Origin of the sequence: Streptomyces enissocaesilis (genome assembly GCF_039533765.1) — a bacterium.
In the GTDB taxonomy this organism is placed as follows: Bacteria; Actinomycetota; Actinomycetes; order Streptomycetales; family Streptomycetaceae; genus Streptomyces; species Streptomyces enissocaesilis.
On the sequence record NZ_BAAAUD010000026.1, the window covers coordinates 1 to 19,539 of the forward strand.

Annotated in this window: 17 protein-coding genes; 7 read left to right on the forward strand and 10 right to left on the reverse strand. The window is 69.5% G+C overall.

Annotated elements, in window-relative coordinates; all coding sequences use genetic code 11:
• Nucleotides 1-290 precede the first annotated feature (290 nt).
• From ABD374_RS12770 to ABD374_RS12780, 3 genes are all read right to left on the reverse strand, one after another.
• Nucleotides 291-710 carry a pyridoxal-dependent decarboxylase gene (locus ABD374_RS12770; protein ID WP_344494587.1) on the reverse strand — a complete coding sequence of 140 codons (420 nt, stop codon included), beginning with the start codon at nucleotides 708-710 and terminating at the stop codon, nucleotides 291-293.
• A 298-nt stretch (nucleotides 711-1,008) separates the two neighbouring features.
• A complete protein-coding gene (locus ABD374_RS12775; RefSeq protein WP_344494589.1) occupies nucleotides 1,009-2,013 on the reverse strand; it encodes a TauD/TfdA family dioxygenase in 1,005 nt (334 codons plus the stop codon).
• 40 nt (nucleotides 2,014-2,053) lie between these two features.
• Nucleotides 2,054-3,040 (reverse strand): hypothetical protein, encoded by a 987-nt coding sequence (locus ABD374_RS12780; RefSeq protein WP_344494591.1) that lies wholly within the window; start codon nucleotides 3,038-3,040, stop codon nucleotides 2,054-2,056.
• Nucleotides 3,041-3,780: 740 nt separating this feature from the next.
• On the opposite strand from ABD374_RS12780, the gene ABD374_RS12790 reads away from it, so the two are divergent.
• The 3 genes from ABD374_RS12790 to ABD374_RS12800 all read left to right on the forward strand — a co-directional run bounded on the left by ABD374_RS12790 (nucleotide 3,781) and on the right by ABD374_RS12800 (nucleotide 7,589).
• Complete coding sequence (locus tag ABD374_RS12790; RefSeq protein ID WP_344494593.1) at nucleotides 3,781-4,371, forward strand: isochorismatase family protein; 591 nt, start codon at nucleotides 3,781-3,783, stop codon at nucleotides 4,369-4,371.
• 521 nt (nucleotides 4,372-4,892) lie between these two features.
• Nucleotides 4,893-6,377 carry an NAD(P)/FAD-dependent oxidoreductase gene (locus ABD374_RS12795; protein ID WP_344494595.1) on the forward strand — a complete coding sequence of 495 codons (1,485 nt, stop codon included), beginning with the start codon at nucleotides 4,893-4,895 and terminating at the stop codon, nucleotides 6,375-6,377.
• A 492-nt stretch (nucleotides 6,378-6,869) separates the two neighbouring features.
• Nucleotides 6,870-7,589: a cyclic nucleotide-binding domain-containing protein gene (locus tag ABD374_RS12800; protein ID WP_344494597.1), complete on the forward strand. Its 720-nt coding sequence runs from the start codon at nucleotides 6,870-6,872 to the stop codon at nucleotides 7,587-7,589.
• A 271-nt stretch (nucleotides 7,590-7,860) separates the two neighbouring features.
• On the opposite strand, the gene ABD374_RS12805 is transcribed toward ABD374_RS12800, so the two are convergent.
• Nucleotides 7,861-10,026 carry an HAD-IIB family hydrolase gene (locus ABD374_RS12805; RefSeq protein WP_425577225.1) on the reverse strand — a complete coding sequence of 722 codons (2,166 nt, stop codon included), beginning with the start codon at nucleotides 10,024-10,026 and terminating at the stop codon, nucleotides 7,861-7,863.
• 776 nt (nucleotides 10,027-10,802) lie between these two features.
• On the opposite strand from ABD374_RS12805, the gene ABD374_RS12810 reads away from it, so the two are divergent.
• Complete coding sequence (locus ABD374_RS12810; protein ID WP_344494601.1) at nucleotides 10,803-12,323, forward strand: AprD4 family radical SAM diol-dehydratase; 1,521 nt, start codon at nucleotides 10,803-10,805, stop codon at nucleotides 12,321-12,323.
• Complete coding sequence (locus ABD374_RS12815; RefSeq protein ID WP_344494603.1) at nucleotides 12,320-13,120, forward strand: SDR family NAD(P)-dependent oxidoreductase; 801 nt, start codon at nucleotides 12,320-12,322, stop codon at nucleotides 13,118-13,120. Before ABD374_RS12810 ends, ABD374_RS12815 begins: the two co-directional genes overlap by 4 nt.
• 650 nt (nucleotides 13,121-13,770) lie before the next feature.
• On the opposite strand, the gene ABD374_RS12820 is transcribed toward ABD374_RS12815, so the two are convergent.
• Both ABD374_RS12820 and ABD374_RS12825 read right to left on the reverse strand, forming a co-directional pair.
• Entirely contained in the window at nucleotides 13,771-14,166 is a 396-nt protein-coding gene (locus ABD374_RS12820; protein ID WP_344494605.1) for a PIN domain-containing protein, read from the reverse strand.
• Nucleotides 14,163-14,447: a hypothetical protein gene (locus ABD374_RS12825; protein WP_344494607.1), complete on the reverse strand. Its 285-nt coding sequence runs from the start codon at nucleotides 14,445-14,447 to the stop codon at nucleotides 14,163-14,165. The genes ABD374_RS12820 and ABD374_RS12825 overlap by 4 nt, the downstream gene beginning before the upstream one ends.
• 187 nt (nucleotides 14,448-14,634) lie before the next feature.
• Between ABD374_RS12825 and ABD374_RS12830 the strand changes: the two genes are divergently transcribed.
• Nucleotides 14,635-15,021 (forward strand): hypothetical protein, encoded by a 387-nt coding sequence (locus ABD374_RS12830; RefSeq protein ID WP_344494609.1) that lies wholly within the window; start codon nucleotides 14,635-14,637, stop codon nucleotides 15,019-15,021.
• Here the strand turns inward: ABD374_RS12830 and ABD374_RS12835 are convergent.
• The 4 genes from ABD374_RS12835 to ABD374_RS12850 form a co-directional block, all read right to left on the reverse strand.
• Complete coding sequence (locus ABD374_RS12835) at nucleotides 14,987-15,439, reverse strand: transposase (RefSeq protein ID WP_344494611.1); 453 nt, start codon at nucleotides 15,437-15,439, stop codon at nucleotides 14,987-14,989. The two genes, ABD374_RS12830 and ABD374_RS12835, sit on opposite strands and share 35 nt — an antisense overlap.
• Nucleotides 15,440-15,467: 28 nt before the next feature.
• Entirely contained in the window at nucleotides 15,468-15,770 is a 303-nt protein-coding gene (locus ABD374_RS12840; protein ID WP_344494613.1) for a transposase, read from the reverse strand.
• A 396-nt stretch (nucleotides 15,771-16,166) separates the two neighbouring features.
• Nucleotides 16,167-17,552 (reverse strand): aldehyde dehydrogenase family protein, encoded by a 1,386-nt coding sequence (locus tag ABD374_RS12845; protein WP_344494615.1) that lies wholly within the window; start codon nucleotides 17,550-17,552, stop codon nucleotides 16,167-16,169.
• Nucleotides 17,552-18,658 carry a phenazine biosynthesis protein gene (locus ABD374_RS12850; protein ID WP_344494617.1) on the reverse strand — a complete coding sequence of 369 codons (1,107 nt, stop codon included), beginning with the start codon at nucleotides 18,656-18,658 and terminating at the stop codon, nucleotides 17,552-17,554. Before ABD374_RS12850 ends, ABD374_RS12845 begins: the two co-directional genes overlap by 1 nt.
• Before the next feature lie 119 nt (nucleotides 18,659-18,777).
• Here ABD374_RS12850 and ABD374_RS12855 point away from each other — a divergent pair, with 119 nt between their 5' ends.
• Nucleotides 18,778-19,530, forward strand: a complete 753-nt coding sequence (locus ABD374_RS12855) for a 2,3-dihydro-2,3-dihydroxybenzoate dehydrogenase (protein WP_344494619.1) — start codon at nucleotides 18,778-18,780, stop codon at nucleotides 19,528-19,530.
• Nucleotides 19,531-19,539: the final 9 nt, after the last annotated feature.

Consider the following 19,539-nt stretch of genomic DNA (forward strand, 5'->3'; position numbering starts at 1 on the left):
GCGACCACGGCCACTCCGCCGATCTCCGTGCTGGAGTGCGGGTGCGCCGCCGCGTAGTCGAACCAGCGTTCGCCCGCTGCGGTCGCGTCGTCATGGTCGTGCACGGTGTTCTCCGCAGGGTTGTTCGGGTGGCGAGGGTGTGGGTCATGGGCTGGTGTGCACGAGGCGCGTCGCGCCCTGGGATGGGGCAGCGGGGGCGTCGATGTGGCCGGGATCCCACGTGGTGCCGTACGCGGGCCGCGGCCTGCCGGGCGTGTGGGCGGGCGGGCGTCTTTCGGGTGCGTCCGGGGTTACCGGGCGCCTACGGAGGTGGTCGGTGGCGTTTCGAGGGACGCGGTTGGGCCGTCGGGAATCGAGGCGGCGGTCTCGCGCACCAGCGCCCAGGCGTTGCGTACGGACGTCTGGGATGCCAGACGCGAGCCCAGGGCCGCGCGCAGGATGTAGCGGCCGTCAACGGTGGTGGGGGTGACCAGGATCTGATGGGTGGCGTCGAGATCGGCACGTAGGCGCTCGGTGCGGGCGTTGTCGCCGGCGAGGCGGAAACACACCAGTCCGAGTGAGTGCGAGACGAGTTCGAAGCCGGGGCTGTCCCGGACCAGGTCGGCGAAGAGCGCGGCGTGGGAGAGCTGTTCGCGGATGTGTGCGCGCAGGCCCTCGACGCCGTGGGTGCGCAGGACGAACCACAGTTTCAGGGCACGGAAGGGGTCCACAGAGCCGAATGCGTCGATCGGCAAGATGTACCAGCTCGCTTCCCCCGCGCGTTCACTCCCGCAGATGCCGCTGCCGGACAGCGACGGTACGTACACCTACGGACCCGAGTTCCTCGTCGTGCCGACCTGAACCGGCCCGGCGGGTGCGACCGGTGAGCCGACGGACCCGGCACCGATCCGCCACCTCAGCACGCCGGGTACGGCTGGTCCGGTGTGGGAGCCAATGCCTTACTGCCCGTCCTCGACCGGGACGAGGGGCCGCGGCAACGGCACTTTTCCCTTCTTGCAGACTGGCTGGTCACCGGGTGAGTATGTGGCCGTCGTGAGGGCGGTGGTCACGGGAGCGGCGCAGGTCGGTGGTGACGTAGGTGCGTTGCAGCCAGCGGTCTGCTCCGTCGTAACGGGGGTGGAAGGCGGTGCGGCCGTGGACGGTGACGCGGTTGTCGATGATGACCAGGTCACCGGGTGTCAGGCGCAGGGTGCAGGCGGTCGCTTCGCAGGCGCGGCCGAATTCGGCCAACGCCGCATCGGCCCGGGGGGTGAGCGGGGCGGTGACGAGTTGGGCCATGCGTATGTCGGGGTCCTCGGCTGCTCCGGACAGCACCGGTCGGGGCACGGTGTCTGGCTCACTGGTGACGCCGGAGGAGAAGGAGGGAGGGGGCGTGGTGATGAACTCCGGTGCGAACAGGGCCTGGCGGCTGGCTGGGGTGAGGCGTGGCAGTGCTTGGCGGATGCCGGCGATGCGCATGCCGGCGCTTCGGTCGTGATCGGCGCGCAGGCACAGGAAGATCACATAGTCGGGTGGGTGGAGGTGGAAGCCGTTCTCGGTGTGGAAGGACAGCGGCACCGATCCGGCGTTGCCGTGGAAGGCCTCCTGCCCGGGCACCGGTACGACGTCCTGCACGAGGGCCCCGGATTTCTCCGCCAGGTAGGCGAGGGGCTCTCCGAGTCCGCAGGCCACCATGGTGAGCATTGCGGCCGGGACGGTGGCCTGGCGCTGGACCGAGCCGGGTACGGCCGGTGTCGCGGGCAGGGCCGCTTGACCGACGGGCAGGCCGCCGATCACCAATGTGCCGTGCGGGCCGGAATCCCTTTTGAACCGGCGCATCTCGCGGCGCAGCAGGAGTGGAAGGTCCTCCCAGGCGTCCCGGGCCCGTGCCACCCATTCGGGGCTGTCGACCTGGTCGTGCCCGCCGGTGCACAGGGTGCGGGCCAGCCGCTCGCACGCGTCGGTGTCGGCCGGCTCCAGTTCCCGGCGGGCGACGGCGTCGCTTTGGGTGGTGCCGGGTGTCGTCTCGGGCATCAAGGTCTCCTGCCGGGAGGCGGATGGCGAACGCGCGGACTCACGAGTGGCGCAGCTGAGCCACGGCGTCGGCGATGTAGTGGTCCCCGAAGCGGATCAGGGAGGCGTACTGGGCAGCGCGGCGATGGCGCATGAGCCGTAGTTCGGCGACGGCATTGTCGGGACCTTCGGGCTTTTGGGCGATGGAACGGTCCAGATGCACCATCGAGTACGCGAGGGTGACGTGGCGTTCACCATCGACGATGTCGGCTTCCAGGAGAGTGCCCCGTGCCTCGGCCAGCTTGGGAGCGCGAGCGGCCAGGTGCTCGTAGGAGTCGGGAACCACGGACAGCAGATCCCTCATTGCCGCCCGGAACAGCTTGTATCCGCGGTGCTGGCGTCCGCTCAACGGGATGTCCACCGACGGGGGCGCCATGCTCTGGCGTATCGCCGCCCTGTAGTAATCGGCCGGGATCGTACTGGCGTGAACCATGGCCGCCGGGAAACCACGCACATACACCGTCGCATCTCCCAACCTCCGCAGCGCGGCATCGCTGTCGCCGTGCCGCAGGTGGCCGGTGGCGTCGGCCACGGCGACCGCGGCGCAGACGTTGAACAGGACATGGACCTGGTGACCGATGAGCCACCGAGCGCTCCACACGCTCTCCAATGACACCCCCGTACCAGGTTCAGGCACGGCCACCGGCGGGACTACATCACGCCCGACGCCCGGCGATGCGCCGGTGAGGTCGATGACCGACTGGCGCATCCCGGCCACCTCCAGTGCCAGGTCGGCGCCCGACAGCGGAGCATCACACAGATCTTCCAGCGCGCGGTGGATGACCAGGAGGCCGTGCAGGGCGGCCTGCTGGTCCGACAGCTCTCGCTCACGGACCCGGAAGAAAGACTGACTGGTCGACTCCGCCGGCATTCCCTCACCGGCCACGGCCGGAGCCAGATCCGACAGCGAGGCCACCAGCTCACAGGCGGCTGCGGCGGCCTGCCGCAGTGCGAGGGACCTCTCGATAGGTCTTGCATGGGTTGCCACCCCGGCCAGCACACACGCGGTCCGCTTCGCTTCGGCATCGACCCGCGGGCCCAGCACCGGAACGGGCCGCCCGCCTCGGGGCTCACGGAAAACAGCGACAGCGGGATGACCGGCAACCGGTGATAAGCCCATAGTCGGAGTACTTCGCCAAGCACACCCCACCCGAAACCCCGGTCTACGAGACCATTTCTGTACGGGGTGGGGATTTGGCCAGTGAGGTCAACGGCGGCCAGCCCGGGGCCGGCCTGACACGCGGGGGCAAAGAGCCTCGGCCGCGTGAGGGTGCGGATGCGCTCGAGCCAGTAGGCCAGCGCCCGCTTGCTCAGCGACAGACGCCGCGCCGCCGCCATGACTACGCAGCCGGGTCCCGGGCCGGAACCGGGCAGAGGGGCAGGTCGACGGCGTTGCGGTACGGGCCCGACGAGCCCCGTCCGCTCGGCCAGATCCAGAGCGCCGAGGGCTTCCTCGCAGGAGTGGACGCCGCCGCTGGCACCCGGGTGGGAGCGGCCGATGGGAACCCTGGCGCCCTTTGTGGCCGCGTACGCCGAAGAAGGCCGGAACACCCCTCAGTCTGAGCTGGCCAGCAACCGCCCGTACTTCATCATCTTTGACGGTGCGAATCGTTCCTGCGGTGAATGTCCTCGGCCGTGCGGGTGAGCGCGGCCCGCTATGTCTCCGACAGAGGTGAGGCGGCCGGTAGAACGCGGGTGTCGTTCCGTCGTAGTGAAAGGGTGCTTGTGATGAGCCGAGGCTTGATCGTCGTGGACGTGCAGAAGGACTTCTGCGAAGGAGGGAGTGTTCCCGTTACGGGAGGCGCGCGGATCGCGACGGCGATCGCCGACCTGGTCGAGCAAAGCGCGGGCGGCGACTACCGGTACATCGTCGCCACTCGGGACCACCACATCGATCCGGGAGGCCACTTCTCCGACACCCCTGACTTCCAGGACAGCTTCCCCGTCCACTGCGTGGCTGGAGGCGAGGGAAGCGAATTCCACCCTCACTTCGTTCCCGCCGTCACCGGCGGCAAGGTCGACGCCGTCTTCTTCAAGGGCGCCCACAGCGCGTCCAAGAGCGGCTTCGAAGGAGCCGACGAGCAGGGTACCTCCCTGGCCGACTGGCTGCGTGAGCGCGGGGTGGAGGACGTCGACGTGGTGGGCATCGCCACCGATCACTGTGTCCGGGCGACCGCGCTGGACGCTGTCGCGGCGGGATTTCGCGCACGCGTACGCCTGGACTACTCCGTCGGCGTCGCCCAGGACACCACGGCCGCGGCTCTTGACGACTTCCGTCAGGCTGGCGTCGCCGTCTCCGGCACCGCACCTGCGCAATAGCTTCCCGCCGGCCCGGCCGGGCCCGACTGGGCCCGGCCGTGCCCGGGGCATGGGCCGGGCCCCGGCTCCGTTTGAGGGGGCCGTCCCCCCACGATGGTGCAAACGTCGGCATCATGCGCGGACACGCGGTTGACCGAGCCGACCCACACCTCGTGCCCGCCTGCGGCCAGTGCGTTGGCGCACAGGGCATGGCAGGTGTCGAGCTCGGCCAGCGAACCGGTCAACAAGACCACACGGGCCATGAGTTCCTCACACCGCCGATCAGACGTACCGGGCAGCCCATGCCTTTCAGCGGCGCCCTTGTCTGTGCGGTACCGGTCCGGGTGCGCAAGCCAGGACATCCCCCGACTCCTGCGGGCGCGCTGGCCGAACCCAGCGGGCCCCTGGCCGGTCGCGGCGAAGTGAGTACGAGCCGTCGGGGTACATCAGGCCAATCCTTCGTCCGGAAACAATCAGCGGGGCGGGCAGGCGCGCCGAGTGTGGGAGGGTCGGTGCCCGTATGCGACGGGCGGGGGCACGTGATGCGTCAAGACGGGCTCGGCATTGATGTACTGGTGGTCGGGGACGGGGTGCTGGGACGTTCGATCGCCTATGCTCTCGCATCAGCCGACACAGGACTCGAGGTGATGCTGTGCGGTCGTAGCGGGCCGGCGGCCTCTTCCGCGGCGGGCGCGATGCTCGGCGTACTGGGCGAGGTCACCGACACGTCACTGAGCAGACCTCACAGCGTGCTGAGGCTGCAGATGGCCGTCGAAGCAGCCAGCCGCTGGCCGTCCTGGCGTGAGGGCATCCGCGAACAGGCTGCCGCCACGACCCCGGACGGGGACGGCTATGGCCAGGGCACGTTCATACTGCTGAACGCTGTCTCCGCGCGGCTGGACGAAAAGGCCTTCGCCGCCGTCCAGAGTGCCGGAGGCCGGTACGGGCTGCCCGTGGAGCACGTCGACCCCCTGGAGATACCCGGATACCGGCCGCTGGACAACGACCGCGCGCTGCAGGCTCTGTACCTTTCGGCAGAGGGTTTTCTGGATGTCCGGCGCTGGCTGGCCACTCTGGACGCGGCTCTGAACGCCTTGCCCAACGTGATCCTTACCGGTGACGGGTCCCTGTCCGCCACGACCCGCGGATACCAACTTCACCATGCCGGGGGTGCGGTCACGGCGCCGGTGGCGGTCGTCGCCGTCGGCGCCTGGACCAACCCGGTACTTACCGCGCTCGATCCGGACGTGCACGTGCTGCCGGTGCTGTCCGTCGAAGGCACCGCGTTCACCGCGGCAGCCCCTGCCCGGCTGTCCGCGGTGCTGCGTACCCCGAACCGTGCCTACGCCTGTGGCCTGCACACCGTTCCCCGGACCGACGGCACCTGGTACATAGGAGCGTCCGCCGCCCCAGCACTGGCGCCTGGCTCTGCTCCGACGGCCGGGAGCCTGCGTTTCCTGCTGGAATCCGCCCTCGGACAACTCCACCACGGCCTGGCCACCTCAGCCGTGCACCAAATCCACCACGGCAACCGGCCCATCGGCCTTGACGGTCACCCCCTGCTCGGACCCACCGCCCGGCCCGGTCTGTGGGTGGCCGCCGGCACCCACCGCGACGGTCTGCACACCTCCCCGCTGATCGCCCAGGAAATCACCGCCGCCATCCTCCACGGCCGCCCCAGCCGGTGGCTCGCCCCCTGGTGCCCCGACCGCGCCCCCATCACCGACTGGAGCCGTGAAGACGCCGCCCGGGAAGCCGCCGGCCACCACCACGCCCTGACGGCCGAATCCCGGATGCGCCCACCCCTGACCGGAAACTGGCCCGACGCACTTCAGCACGCCTACCAACACCGCATGAACGAGGTCTACGCGGCCATGCCCGCCGACTACGTCCTGCCCCCCGACCTGGCCCCACTCGGTTACGAACACCAGGACGCCCTTGCCGCCCTGGCACGTGAATACCTGCAGCACTCGCCCGTGCCGAGCACCGACGGCAAGCGCACTGCACACATGCCTGTGGACCTGTGACGACCTGTTCCCAGAGCCAGCCCAGTCGCCCAGGGAGGCACGGAGCCGCCCCGGTCAGGGGCGCTGTCGTTCGGCCGCACCAGTTGCGCACCACGGTGACGGCCGACCGGGCGGCGGCCGCAGGCTTGTCATTGAATTCCGGGCGCACGGCGGTGTGATGTTGCCTACGGGGCGGCCCGCATTACCGACCCTGTCGTGTTGTTCGTATTGAATGTTTTTCATACTTATCGGACCGATTGCTTCCGGCCGATTGTGCAGTCAAAAAAATCGCTGTCCGCAGGGGTGCTTTTCGCTGTTTTTTGATCACTGTCATATTGACGGGCCTTTGGTCACGGGCGAGCTTCAGGGGCGGGCGTGCCATGGGGAGGGGTGGGTCGGTGCACCGTTCGAAGAATTCAAGACTGCCGCCGGCACATGTCTGGTTGTGGGCGGGTGATCACACCGGTGATCGTGGCGGTGCACGGATCGCCACAGTTCGCCCAGGAGGTCACGATGAACGACTACCAGCAAAGCCTCAGCCCCGATGCCGCACGGCAGTTGGCCAACACCACCAAAACCCGGCCGCAGATGCGGGCGATCACCCCCCGCTATCTGCTGCGTGCGCTGCCGTGGGTGGACGTCGAGTCCGGTGTCTACCGTGTCAACCGCCGCCGTACCTTCGTCCTGGGCGACGACCGCATCAGCAGCTACAGCGACAACGGCACCCATCGCCTCATCGCCGAGGACCTGCGTGAGCTGCCCTACCTGCGGGAAGCCGATTCGGCCCTGCTCACCGAACTGGCCGGTTCGTTCACCACCGTCACCTTCGAGGCGGGGCAGGTCCTGGCCACGGAGGACGAGCCCTGCGAGCAGCTGTGGGTGCTGGTGCACGGCAAGGCGGAGAAGCGCGTCACAGGCCGCTACGGCGACGAAGCCGTCCTCGAAGTCATCGGTGACGGCCAGACCTTCGACCTCGCATCCTGGACCAGCGGCGCGCCCATGCCCCATTACGTCAAGGCGCTGACCCGCGGTGTGGCACTGTGCCTGAACCGCGATGAGCTGGCCCGACTGGCTGACGGCGACGAGCGGCTGCGAGCAGCGCTGGAGGCCTACCCGAGCCTCGCTTGCCCTGTACAACACCTCACAGGAGGTGGACCAGTTGGTCCACTCGCTGCGGCAGCTGCGGCAGTCCACCGCCTGAACCATTGTGGCGCAGCGCCAGCACCACGGTAACCACTGCGGCCACCCGACTGAGTGATCACCGGGTGGCCGCCCCCTCTGTCCCATCACCACCGCTGACAAGTCCCACTGCCAATGCGTCGGCGGCTCGAAACCTCGAGGACGGCGACCGTCCTGCTCGCTCTGGCTCGTCGCCGGTCGCATGGGTGCGGCCGCAGGGCTGGCCGTGGATAAGGAATGGGGAGCCCCGCGATCCGGTGACAGAACAGCACTCCAAGTTGCCGGGTTGAGCGTCTTCTGTGTCACAGGTGAGCGTTCCGGGCGTTCAGGACGGCGCTCCGCCGGCGATCCGGATGCTGGTGAGGATCTGCTGGGCCCACTGCGTGGGGCTGTGGTCGCCGAGGAGGCGGGCGAGGTGGGTCATGCGGGCGTGGCGTTCGGCGGCGGGCATGGTCAGGGCCTGGTGGAGGTCACAGGTGAGGTCGTGGGGGGAGTGGGGGTCGGTCAGGACGGCTGCGGGGGCGAGCTGGGTGGCGGCTCCGGCGTACCGGGACAGCACGAGGGTGCCGTGTCGGCCGGTCGCGTGCTGGGTGGCGATGTACTCCTTGGCGGTCAGGTTCATGCCGTCGGCCAGGGAGGTCACCCAGAACACGTCTGCGGCGATGTAGTGGTCGATGAGGTCGGTGAAGGGCAGTGATCGGGGGATGTACTGGACCGGCTGCCACCCGGGTGTGGCGTGAGCGGTGTTGAGTTCGGTGATGGCGGTTTCGAGCTGGGTGCGGGTGGTGTCGTAGGCACGCAGGCCAGGTTCGGGGGGTGGGCAGATGAGGCGGAGGCGGAGCCGGCCGCGCAGCTGCGGGTGCTGGTCGAACAGTCGCCGCAATGCGTGGATTTTCTGAACGGGCGCCTTGGCGTAGTCGAGACGTTCGACGCAGAGCACCAGCATCTCGCTGCTACCGTCCTCGATCCCGCTCCTGGGTTCGGGCCCGGAGAGCAAGGCGGTGCGGTTGCGGGCGAGGGTTTCGACCGCTGCCCGGTCAATGCCGAGAGGATGGACGCCGGTGGCCGGAATCCTCGGGGCACCGGCGAGGGCGTCGTGGAAGTTGTCGGCGAAGGCATCCGTGTGGAAGCCGGCCCAGTCGAGGCAGGCCAGGGAGGTACGGATCTGCCGGGCCACGGGGAGCCGGGCGAAGATGCTGGGAATGGGGAAGGGGGTGTGGTGGAACAGCCCCACGCGCAGATCCGGTCGCATGGCGTGCAGACGGGCGGGGACCAGCCACAGGTTGTAGTCGTGCAGCCACACAGTCGCCCCTTGGCCGGCGTGGGCGCTGATGTGGTCGGCGAAGGCCGTGTTGACTGTCTCGTAGTCGGCCCAGGCTGACGGGTCGAAGCGCATGCGGTCGGGCTGGGACATCAGCACCGGCCACAAGGTTTCTTTACAGGCGCGGTGAAAGTAGCCGGCCCACTGGCCGGCCGCGATGGGCAGGAACGCCAGGGGAAGACCGGTTTCGTGCCCGGCGGGGTCGGGGTTCGTGTCGCCTGCCAGCGCGGTCGCCCACACCGCATCCAAAGCGGCTCCGGAGCCCGGGACCGCGGGATCGAGGACGCTCCGCAGGGTCGGCAGGATCCCATTGGGGCTCGAGGGCTGCCCCCAACTGCCACCGGCCCAGCGCACCGGCGGGCGGTGATAGCCGATGACGACCGGACGCGGCCGCTCCATCCAGCCGAGATCACACACCGTCTCCACGATCGCCTCCGCGCCCACCGACTCCGGGCGCCGCACCGCAGGAAGCTCCGGGACACGAGCGCGCAGGGCCGGTTCGGCGTTGCCCACGATCACCCCGTGTGCGCCAAGAAGGAAGAGGGACAGGTCGTTGAGCGAGTCGCCGGCGACCAGGACCGAGGTCATGGGCCACCGCAGTTTTCTGGCCAGCAACTCCAGCGCATTTCCCTTGCTCGCGCCCGACGGCAGTACGTCGAAGTAGCGGCCGGCGGAGTACGTCCACCTGCATCCCAGCTGGGCGACAACGTCGGTGATCTCCCTGGCCAGATGCTCGGGCCGCAGGTAGTACGAGCAGCGTCCTTCCTGCTGTACGCCGCTTTGAAACACGAGCTGAGGGAAGCGATCCAGCGCGGCGCGGACCGGGCTGGTGCCGGGCCACCCCGCCCGCAGCCGTTCCTCCAACACGTCGAGGTGACTCATGTCCGTGGTGTCGACGACGCTGGCCCCGACGTCCCCGATGATCCATCTCGGCCCGGGGACGAGCGGGTCACGCCGAAGGATGTCCTGAACGGAAGACAGACCCCGCCCGGTGGCGAATACGACAGTGATCTCGGGGTGCGCCGCCAACACCGCCCGCAGGCGGCCGCGCGCGGCCGCAGACCCCCCGAGGAGGGTGCCGTCCAAGTCGGTCACCAGCACCCGGCAGACACGATCGCCCGCCCCGGCTGCCCGCGCGTCAGCGCTCTGACTGCCGAAAACCGGTGTCATATATCTCCGATCACTTGAGGTGGGAGCCGCTCTTCGTCACCGAACCGGGAGCGCGAGGCCTCCCGCCCCTGGGCATCCAGCGCGGCACTGAAGCCGCCCCGCACACCACGCCTGCCGCCAGACAGCCGGCCCGAGGCACCCCGTCCAGTCGGCGGGGCGAAAAGCCGGCGTTGAACTCGCCTCCACACGCCGCCATGACATCCCGGCTGCCCAGCTTGACCTCCCACCGTCTGTTGAGTTCTGCGAGCCTGACCAGCGCCCTTTGGATGGTGCCAGCTTCGGTGATCCACAGAGCCTCGGTCGCGTTCGGAGCGAATACGTCGATACGACTGAGGACTTCCCCCTACGTCGAGCGTGTCGATGTGGCCGGGATCGTCCTCATACTCCAGGAACACCTGCGTGCCACGACGCCCGGTGACATTGAAAGCAGGGAAAATCTCCGGTCAAGTCGGCCTTGTAGCCCCTTTCATGCCATCGATGCAGGGGTTCCGCGCTGGGCAGCGGCAGATGCGGGACGTAGTCAGCCGACGCGTACCGTGAAGATAGGTCAGTGAGCCGCCCGCCGCCGGACAAGCCAGAACCCACGTCCGAAAACCCCTCCCACAGCGCGACCGGTCCTGCTCGTGGACGCTTACGGCTTCCCCGTGACGAGGGCTGGCGAAGCCTGTCTGTGACCGTGCCGGCGGCCAGGCCGAGACCAGATCGGGCATCTGCGGAGCTGTTGATCGCTCTGGCTGGATTCCGTGCGTTGCGGCGCGTCTGCCGGCAGGTAAGCATTGACCCCGACAAACGAGAACAGATCCTGCACCAATCACGTTCTGGCGGAGCGGAAGGGGATCGCGTTGATGGAGGGCACAAAAAAAGCGGAGCCTGAAGCCGCCCAGAGAGTGCTCCTCATCAGCCCCAAGACATCGTTCGGGCCCAAGCTGCAGCGCACATACGCGGGCGGCCTCGGAACGGTCAACCCCGGTGAGCGTAACCTGCTGCCGCCCCTGGACCTCCTGCGCATCGCCGGAGTCCTGCGGGCCGCGGGAAGCGTGCCGCACATCGTGGACGAAGAAGTGGACGGAGTACTCCCACCGGCCGCGTATACGCGGGAGGGACGGGCGGAGGCGGACATCGTGATCTGCCAGGTGTCGCTGGCGGCCATGCACGAGGACATCCGCAAACTGGCCGAGTTCGCCGCGGCCGGACTGCGCACTTTCGCCTACACCAGCATCCGCAGGCACGACCAGTGGCAGGAGATCCTTACCACCAGCGGCTGCGCAGGCCTGCTTCTGCCCGAGGCGATCCCCGACCTGGGGCGCCTGGTCGGGGCCGGGGCCACAGGCGACAGCCGTAACCCCGGGCTGATCACCGCCGAGACTGCGGGCGACCTGGCCCGCCTGCCGCAGATCTACGGTGATCTTGCCGGCGAACCACTGCCGGCACGTGATCTCGTCGACCACCGCCACTACGTGTTTCCGGCGCTTCCTGGACACCGCGTCACCACGATGAACGCCAGCTTCGGCTGCCCCTACCCCTGCAGCTTCTACTGCCCCTATCCGCTGGGTGAGGGCAAAAAGGTCCGGGCATACCCGGTGGAGCGAATCGCCGCTGAGTTCGAGCAGTGCGCGCAGCTCGGCATCACAGCCGTGGTCTTCCGCGACCCTGTTTTCACCTTCGACCGGCGGCGCACCCTGTCCCTGTGCGAAGCGATCAAACGGACCGGAACCGGCATTCGGTGGTGGTGCGAAACCCGGATCGACCGGCTCGACGAGGAACTGATCCGCGTGATGGTCGACGCCGGCTGCGCCGGTGTGGAGGTGGGAGTCGAGAGCGGGGACGCCGGCATGCATGACAGTGCCGTCCGCAAGCGACTCAGCCTGGACACCGTCAGGGCTTTCCACCACACAGCGCACCAGACCGGGCTGAAGATGCTCTTTCTCCTGCTTTTCGGTCTTCCTGGCGAGACCCGGCGCTCCATCGCCAACACCTTGGAATTCATCCTGGAGCTGGGGCTGTCATCAGAGGAATTCAACGTCGGAGTGATCACCCCCTACCCCGGCACGCCACTGCACGACCTGGCCCTGAGCAAGGGCTGGATCCGGGGTGACCAGGACCAGTTCACCAGCTTCAACGTGGTGATGCGCACGGACGAGCTGACCGAGAACGAGCTGGCCGAAGCGCTTGCTCTGACCGAGGAACTCCACCGTATCGACGGCGGCCGCGCACCGGCCGACACCCTGGCCGGCTACCGGCATCGCGTCCTGAACTGGGCCGGCACGAAACCCTCTCCGGGCGGGCACCGGGCATGACCAACACCCCCACTCGCAGGAACCCGGGCCGCCCTACCCGACCGAGCCCTGAGCCCGATCCCATTCGGCATGTCCTGATCACAGGGGCCAACCGCGGCCTGGGCCGGGCCTCCGCCGAACTGCTGGCCGCGCAAGGATGGTTCGTCCTGGCCGGCCACCGCAGGCCCGCGACCGCCGACTCGCTTGTGGACAATGTGCTCACACACGGCGGCCGAGCCCTCAGCGTCCCCCTGGACGTCACCGTCCCGGCCAGCCTGCGGGCAGCCGCCGAGCAGATCGCCGACTGCACGGGCGGCACCCTGGACGCCCTGATCAACAACGCCGGCGTCTTCCTCCCTGAGGACGCGCAACTCACTTCGCTCACCCTCGAGACCTGCCGCACCACCCTGCTCACCAACATCGGCGGTCCGCTGATGACCACGCTGGCCTTCCTTCCGCTGATGCGCGCGGCTGACAGCGCCAGCGTCGTCAATATCAGCAGCGCGGAGGCCCGCCCGGAACGCGCGGACGGACACTACACCTGCTACCGCGCATCAAAGGCCGCCCTCGAGCTCGCCACGGTCAACCTGTCGCTGGCGCTCCGACCGGACCACATCGTGGTCAACGCAGTCGAACCCGGCTGGATACCGACCGACATGGGCGGTCCCGACGCTCCCGACTCCGTCGACGTCGCAGCCCGCCTTGTGGCCTGGGCGGCGAGCCTCGCGCATGTGCCCGGAGCATCCTCGGGCGAGGTCTTCTCCGTACATGCATTGCCGTCCGCCCTGACCGCAGACGCAGAACCGCATCATGGTTAGGAACTTTCGCTCAGCGCCCCTAGCCGGGAGGCGAGCCATCGCCCGACGTCCTCGCAGTGCAGGGTCACCCCGGCAAACCATATCCGCCAGCCGCGCACCGGGCGCCAGGAGCTGGGCCAGACAGGCGTGACGCCGCTGCCAGTCCACCGTCCACGGGTGCTCGCGCGGATTGCCAGTCCGGATCGACCTGGGCGAGTTCGTCGGCCCGCCGACGGGCGCGTCCAGGGCCCTCCCGGCTCCGCGCGCGCTGGCCGGGGCGATTGGTGTGCGGCGCGCACCGGACCCTGCGGAGAACCGCTGCACCAGCGGCTCGTTGAAAGGTGCACGCCGCCCCGGGGTTTCTGCTCCCTCCCGGGGCGACGCCTCCTTTCTGCCGGGGAGCCAGGAGTGCTGGGCCGGGGCCGTCCCGGGAGGACTTCGCAGGCAGGGCCAGTCCTGGCACGCCACCCGCATCCGGCCGGACCCGAGTGGTGGTGTCGGCGGCCGGGTGTCAGGGCCCGTGTACCCCGGCAGGCCGTGGGTGTTCTCGTTCGATCCGCGCTGCCGGACGTCCCCCGGTGCTGCACCGCTTCGATCACCGCACGATCGCGCCGACGGCCGCGGCCGCGGGCGCGGACGAGGCCGCTGCAGGCTCGCCCGGGAACCGGTGGTCAGTGGAAGCCGAGCATGCCGGGGGTGTCGATGCCGATGGCGAGGATGCCGGGCGGGTAGCGGTTCTCGTCGTCGGTCAGGAGGATCGGCATGCCGCCGGTGCCCGTGCGGCGCAGTGCGGTGTAGAGGGCATGGCAGGTGTCCATGCCGCCGTAGCCGTCGCGGAACATTGTGCCCACGGCCGGTGCGTCGATCTGCCCGAGCGGCTCGACCTCGGCGCACGGGTATCCGAGGACGGCGCGGGAGGCTCCGGAGTGGTCGGCCTCGGCCTGCGCCAGGCACAGTGCCGGTACGAGGAGCCGGTCTCCGCTCGCGGTGACGTTGACCGCGAGCGCGTTGAGCGCCTTGTGCCCCGAGGCGAGGGCGGTCACGGCACTGGTGTCCAGAATGATCACGCGGCGTCCCTGCCCGGCATGGCCAGCACCTTCTCCGCCGCGATCCGTCGCAGGTTGCCGAGTACATCGAGTGCGGCGAACTCCTCGTCGCTGACGTCGACGCCGATCACCTCACGCGCATGCGCCCGGGCTGCCGCCACCTGCTCGGCCCGCTGCGCGGCGGTGGGTTCCGCGGCCGCGAGTGCGTCGACGAGCTGGCCGATGCTCAGCCCGCGCTCCCCGGCGAGCTCAGCGAGGTGGTCACGCGTCTGCTTCGTCACCTGGATCGTCGTATTAGCCATAACTAGACCATAGCAGTCCTATAGTGGTGCTGGTGGTTGCCGACGGGGGACATCCCTGACTCCTTACTGCGGTCAGTGTTCGACGCGTCCCGGCTGCGCGAGTGATCACGAGGACAAGCGCCGCTCGGCAGCGGGGGAAGCTCTCCAGGCCGAGTTGCGGGAGGCGGAAGCCGTGTGGGAGCGGTTCGTGATCGTCCGTGAGACGGTGGGCGAGGTGTTGGCGGAGTCTCGCGGAGGTGAGGGCGTGGCGCCGGTCGCGGCGGCCGGTGAACAGTCGTCGCAGATCCCGGCGGCGGCGCCCGGCTCGGTGGTGCCGCAGTGGCAGGAAGGGCTCTGTGCGACGGTTCTCGCGCCGGACTACCAGCGGATCCTGAACGCTCTGGCTGCCGGTGGCGGGAAGGCCGGGGAGGCGATGGACTGTCGGCAACTCGCTGCGGCCATCGGTCTGGAGACGGTTGCGGCGAAGGCTGAAGGGGTACGGTCGAAGGCGAAACGCCTGGCCGCGCGGGGCTGGCTGGCGGAGGAAGGTCCGGGACTGTTCAGCGTGCCCGTCGGGCGAGGCGGCGGCTCATGACCGTGCTCATCGACCACTGGATCACCGCCTCCGAGGTGTCGGTGCGTCTCTCGTGGTCACGGGCCAGTCGGCGTGAGTGCATCAGCCGGGCGAACGTGCGCTCCACCAGCCATCTCTTCGGCAGCACGGTGAAACCGCTGGTGTCGTCGCTGCGTCTGACCACGGTCAGCGCGATCCGCCAGGCGTCGCGGGCGAGGTCGACCAGGCGTCCGGTGTAGCCGCCGTCGGCCCACACCCGCGTGACGTGCCAGTGCCGTTCACGCAGCCGGTTCAGGAGTGTCTGTCCCGCGTCCCGGTCGGTGACCGAGGCCGCGGTCACCATCACGGCCAGCAGCAGTCCGAGGGTGTCCACCACGATGTGCCGCTTGCGTCCGTTGACCTTCTTCCCGCCGTCGAAGCCCCTGGTCGAGGCCGGCACCGACGCGGCTCCCTTCACCGACTGCGCATCAATGATGCCTGCCGTCTACTTCGGGTCCCGGCCCGCGACCTGGCGGACCCGCTCGGACAGCCGGTCGTGGAACTCGGCGGGTCAGGCCCTTGTCCCGCCAGCGCCGGAAGAAGGCGTAGACACGGTCCCGGGCGGGGAAGTCCGCGGGCATCGCCCGCCAGGTGATGCCGCCCGCTACCAGGTAGCGCACCACGTCGACCATCTGCCGGTGGCAATAGCTCTCCGGTTGCCCGCCTCGGTCCTCCAGCCGGCCGGGGGCCGGCATCGCGTCGCGTATGGCCGCCCATTCCGCGTCGCTCATGTCGGACGGACACCTCGTGCGCCTGTACGGCCAGTCCCTGGCGTTCCCGAACCGGTGAGCGAGGCAATCACACGTCAGGGGTTGGACGACATCGACGCCGGCACGGAAGACTGCGGCACCAGGGGCCTCCTGTTGCTCGGTTGGATTCGACACCCACGAGCTGTGCGGGAGGCCCCGCTCTCATGCCCGGCCAGTCAGAAGATCACCCGACTGAGCCGACGGCCTCGAACACACGCCCACCAAGATCGATACTGCAACGGCTTCTCAACACAGACCCTCGACCGGCGCCGGTGGCCGCCCCCGCGTGCCCGGTGGTTTGAGCCGGGTGCAAGCTTCTGGCATGACGTGGAGCGCTGGGCAGCGACGCGGATAGGCCGTGGCTACCCCGTATGACTATCACGCCGGGACTTCGGTGCGAAGGCCGGGTTGCGAGGGGACCCAGTGCTGGGCGAAGGTCCGTGCCTCCATAAGGAAGCCGCTGAGGTATCCGTCGTGGGGGAGTTGGGTCTGGTACGCGGTGGTGGGTTGTGGGCCGAGGTGGACGGTGCGGATGGACGGGGCGGCCGCGCACTGCGTGGCGAGGTCGCCGTCGTGGGACAGAAGGGTGAGTGCCAGGGTATCCGTGAGAGGAGCGAGTCCGGCCGGCCTGTGCCAGGGGGCGACCCAGACGCAGGGGAAGGGGAACTCGACCGCACGGCGTACGCCGTCCGGCTCGGACACGCAGGAGACGGCCGGGCGCAGCAGGGCGCTGCCGTCGGCGAGGTCCGTCACCAGCTCGGAGCGGGGGGTGAGTAGCTCCGTCCCGGCGAGGCTCTGGAGCCGGTTGGCGACGGCCTGGGCCTCGGTGAGCGGGCGTGCGGGGAGGGCGGCGTCCGGGTGTTCGGGGGGCAGGTCGGGGAGTTGGGCCAGGCGTTCGGCGAGGGCGTGGGCGAGGGCGCGGTGGTCGGTGCCCTCCTCGGCCAGGATCAGCGTGGTGTTCAGGCACTGCACGCCGCCGTCGGCGGCGACGGACTCGGCGAGCAGGTCGATGTGGTCGGCCCAGTCGACGTCGGCGGTCAGCAGGATCTTGGAGCGGCCCGGTCCCTGCACCCGCACGGTGGGATCGGCGGCGTGCGCGGCGACGACGTCCGGTCCGCCGTAGACCAGCCCGAGGTCGGCATGGCGAGTGAGACTGTTCGCGCAGGCATGGTCGGTCGGCAGGAACGCCAGCGCGGTGGGGTCGAGGCCGGCGCCGAGCAGGGCGCGCATCAGTCGGCGTGGGGTGTACGGGTCACGACGGGAGGGCCGTAGCGCAATCTTGAATCCCAGTGCGAGGGCGGGCAGCCACTCCAGGTGCGGCAAAGGGTGGTTGCCCGGAGCGTGCACGGCCAGGGAGCGGCCCCGGCGAGCCCAGGATGCCCCGTCCCGGAGCGTGGCCGGGGGGCGCTGGCCCTGGAGAGCGGTCGGCAGTTCGGCGGTCGCCCTGGCCACGGTGGCCAGGGTGCGGCGGGCGGCACGCACAGGCACCCCGGACAGGCGTGCCTGTTTGCGGCAGTACGCGTCGGGGCTCTCGTCGCCGAGGGTGTCCTCGGCGAACGCGCGCCCGGCACGGGCGATCACCTCCAGACGATGTCTGTCGTCCGGGGCAGGCCCGGCCTGATGCAGTTCCTCGACGGCAAGTCGTACCAGCAGGGCGGGCGCCAGCCCGAGGTCGGCGACGGGGGTGTTGCTGACGTCCCGCAGAACGTCGCGGTGTCGGGAGCGGTAGTCTGCGCCCGCTCGGATGATCTCGATCTGCTCCATCAGTACACGCCCTCGACGATGGGTCGGCCTGCCGAGGGGAGCGGGCGTACGTCGGCCAGGCCGTCGCCGTTCTCGCCCGGAGCCGGGCGGACGCGGGTGGCGAGGTCGCGTTCGATGATGCCCGGGAGAAAGAGGTCACGGCTCAGGTGGTGCAGCCTGACCTGGCCGCGTTCGCCGTAGTGCGTCTCGGCCCCGGTGAGCGGATCGAGCAGGTCGATCAGGACATGCGGGTGGAAGGGCTGGAAGACGCAGGACGAGGGGTCGTCGGGCCGCCCGGGGCGTTGGGGGGCCACGCCCATCAGGGTGTTGCCGTAGATTCCGGCGAACGGGATGCCGGGGAAGACCTCGTGCTCCAGTAGGTGGAGTGTTTCCGGGTCCGCGGAGGTTCCTGACCAGAGGATGCCGCCGACGCGGTCGCGGATCAGTTGGGTGAGCGCCCGGTCCGCGGCCATGGCGGACAGTACGGGCGGCGTCGCCCACAGGATCTGCACCTGCTGGGACTCCAGTACCCAGCGGGCCTGGTCGACGAGGTGGGCCAGGTAACGTTCGACCTCTTCGGACCGTCCCTCCTGCGCGCAGCGGCGCACCCAGCGCGGGTCGAAGTCCACGGTGAAGCAGGACCCGCCGCGCTGGCGGGCGAGAGTTGTGAACAGCCTGCCTGCGACGTGGGGCCCGGTGGGGCCGAGGTAGAGCCAGTTGCCGCCCCGGGGGAAGCCCATCAGGTCCAGGCGGACGCTGGTCCAGTCCGCGGTGCGTTGCCAGTACCCGAGTTCGACGATCCGCTTGGGGGCGCCGGTTGTCCCGCCACTCTCGTAGATCCGCGCCGACCCGGCTCGTCCGACGGTGCCGCGGGGGACCAGGTCCTCGACGGGCACGGTGCGCCACTCCACGCTGACGTCGGGAAAACGGGCGAGGTCGGCCCGGCCTGTCACCTCGGTCAGCGGGGCGAAGCCGAGCGTCGCGGCCCGCCGCAACCAGAACGGCGAGCCGGTGGCGGGGTCGAAGTGCCAGCGCACGGCCGCCCGTACCAGCTCGTCCGCAGTCGGCAGGTCGTCGAGCGGGGCGTCGAGGAGGGGGGAGCCGCCCAGGGCGGCAGTGGTGGTCACAAGGTGCTCCTGTCGGAACTCGGAATTGGACAAATGCCTTTGCAGGCACCCAGGATGACACCAAAACTCTCACGGTAAGTATTCACGCTGTTGCATGGTGCGACGGAAACAGGAGGGTCATGCGCCCCGTTGCTGTAGTGACCGGAGCGGCTGGGGGGATCGGCGGCGCGGTCGTGCGCGCGCTGACCCTGGCGGGTTGGCAAGTGGCCGCGCTGGACAAGAACGCGGCTGTGCTGGACAAGCTGGTCGCGGATACCGGCCACGGCGTCGGCCTGACCTGCGACGTGTCCGACCGCGCCCAGGTCCGCGTCGCGTTCGCCTCCGCCGAGGCCGGCCTCGGGCCGACGGGGCTGCTGGTCAACTGCGCCGGAATCCTCCGGCCCGGGGCAGCACACGAGGTGACCGACGCGGACTGGGACGCGATGTTCGCCGTCAACACCACCGGTGTACTGAACGCCTGCAGAGAGGCGGCCGCACTCATGGTCCCGCGCCGATCGGGGGTCATCATCACCATCGGCTCCAATGCAGCCCGGGTTCCACGCCTCCAGCTCGCCGCCTACGCCGCGTCCAAGGCTGCCGCCGTGCAGTACACCCGCTGCCTGGGCCTGGAACTCGCGCAGTACGGGATCCGCTGCAACGTGGTCTCGCCGGGCTCCACGGACACCCCCATGCAGCGTGACCTGTGGGACGACGCCGACGCCGGGGCCCGGGCAGCGGTCCACGGTTGCCCGGACGCTTTCCGCCTCGGCATCCCCCTCGGACGTATCGCCGCACCCGGCGATGTCGCCGACGCCGTCGTGTTCCTCGCCTCTGACCAGGCCCGGCACATCACCCTCCAAGACCTCTACGTGGACGGCGGCGCGAGTCTCTGACGCCCCCAC

What these genes read in the sequence shown, in the direction of transcription:
- ABD374_RS12775 (WP_344494589.1), bottom strand. Translation starts at nt 2,013, where the DNA reads ATGCCCGAGACGACACCCGGCACCACCCAAAGCGACGCCGTCGCCCGC.
- ABD374_RS12790 (WP_344494593.1), top strand. Translation starts at nt 3,781, where the DNA reads ATGAGCCGAGGCTTGATCGTCGTGGACGTGCAGAAGGACTTCTGCGAA.
- ABD374_RS12795 (WP_344494595.1), top strand. Translation starts at nt 4,893, where the DNA reads ATGCGTCAAGACGGGCTCGGCATTGATGTACTGGTGGTCGGGGACGGG.
- ABD374_RS12800 (WP_344494597.1), top strand. Translation starts at nt 6,870, where the DNA reads ATGAACGACTACCAGCAAAGCCTCAGCCCCGATGCCGCACGGCAGTTG.
- ABD374_RS12805 (WP_425577225.1), bottom strand. Translation starts at nt 10,026, where the DNA reads ATGACACCGGTTTTCGGCAGTCAGAGCGCTGACGCGCGGGCAGCCGGG.
- ABD374_RS12815 (WP_344494603.1), top strand. Translation starts at nt 12,320, where the DNA reads ATGACCAACACCCCCACTCGCAGGAACCCGGGCCGCCCTACCCGACCG.
- ABD374_RS12825 (WP_344494607.1), bottom strand. Translation starts at nt 14,447, where the DNA reads ATGGCTAATACGACGATCCAGGTGACGAAGCAGACGCGTGACCACCTC.
- ABD374_RS12840 (WP_344494613.1), bottom strand. Translation starts at nt 15,770, where the DNA reads ATGAGCGACGCGGAATGGGCGGCCATACGCGACGCGATGCCGGCCCCC.
- ABD374_RS12845 (WP_344494615.1), bottom strand. Translation starts at nt 17,552, where the DNA reads ATGGAGCAGATCGAGATCATCCGAGCGGGCGCAGACTACCGCTCCCGA.
- ABD374_RS12855 (WP_344494619.1), top strand. Translation starts at nt 18,778, where the DNA reads ATGCGCCCCGTTGCTGTAGTGACCGGAGCGGCTGGGGGGATCGGCGGC.